The organism is Pseudoalteromonas sp. TB25 (assembly GCF_000497995.1).
Lineage (GTDB): Bacteria > Pseudomonadota > Gammaproteobacteria > Enterobacterales > Alteromonadaceae > Pseudoalteromonas > Pseudoalteromonas distincta.
Map to the genome: position 1 here is coordinate 1 of NZ_AUTI01000069.1, position 1266 is coordinate 1266.

General features: G+C 44.7%; 1 protein-coding gene. It reads left to right on the plus strand.

Annotated features, from left to right (window positions below; translation table 11 throughout):
- On the plus strand, positions 1 to 1266 hold a 1266-nt coding region (locus L652_RS0101345; protein WP_024603209.1), incomplete at both ends, for a molybdopterin cofactor-binding domain-containing protein.

Here is a 1266-nt window from a genome sequence, read left to right on the forward strand (position 1 = left end):
CCGCCACAATTAAGGGTAATCGCTGTAAAGTAAATACCGTAAGCCATACCGCATTTAGAGGATTTGGTGGCCCGCAAGGCATGATTATGGGCGAGCTAATAATGGACGATATAGCCGCCAAATTAGGTAAAGATCCGCTTGAGATCCGAAAACTTAATTTATACAAAAAAGGCCGCGATACCACGCCGTACCATCAAACCGTAGAGCAACATATTTTAATAGATATGATTGCTCAGCTTGAGGAGTCGGGTGACTACTGGGCACGTAAAGAGGCTATTAAAGCATTTAACGTATCGTCACCTATTATAAAAAAAGGCCTTGCGATGACGCCGGTTAAATACGGTATATCGTTTACTGTACAACACTTGAACCAAGCCGGTGCATTAGTGCATGTATATAGCGATGGCTCTATACATTTAAACCACGGCGGCACCGAAATGGGCCAAGGGCTGAATACCAAAATTGCGCAAATTGTAGCCCATGGCTTTGGGGTCGATTTTAACGCGGTAAGTATTAGTGCTACGCGTACCGACAAGGTGCCAAACACTTCACCAACAGCGGCCTCAAGTGGTACCGACTTAAACGGCATGGCGGCGCTAAATGCAGTAAACACAATAAAAGAGCGCTTAATTGATTTTATTACCGAGCACTTTGAAGTAGACAGCCAAAGTATTACATTTAAAGATAACCTCATTACTTTTAGTAAAGGGGAAATTAGCTTTAGCGAACTTGCAAATCTTGCTTACATGAATCGTATATCGCTTTCATCTACCGGTTATTACGCCACACCCAAAATTCATTACGACAGAGCCAAAGGCGAAGGCCGCCCATTTTTTTACTACGCACACGGCGTTGCACTGAGTGAAGTAGAAGTAGATACGCTTACGGGCGAAAACACGGTAACTCGCGTTGATATACTGCATGATGTAGGCAGCTCAATTAACCCAGCACTTGATATAGGGCAAATTGAAGGCGCCTTTGTGCAAGGTATGGGCTGGCTAACAACCGAAGACTTACAATGGAATGATAAAGGCCAGCTTGCAAGCTTTGGCCCAGCCAACTACAAAATACCAGCCATTGGCGATACCCCTGCCGAGTTTAACGTCAATCTTTATAACTCAGCAAATCCAGAAACCACCGTGTTTAGATCAAAAGCCGTAGGCGAGCCGCCATTTATGCTGGCCTTTAGTGTATGGAGCGCTATTCGTAATGCAATAAGTAGTGTGGCTGATTACAAATACACCGCCCCACTGGATACACCCGCAA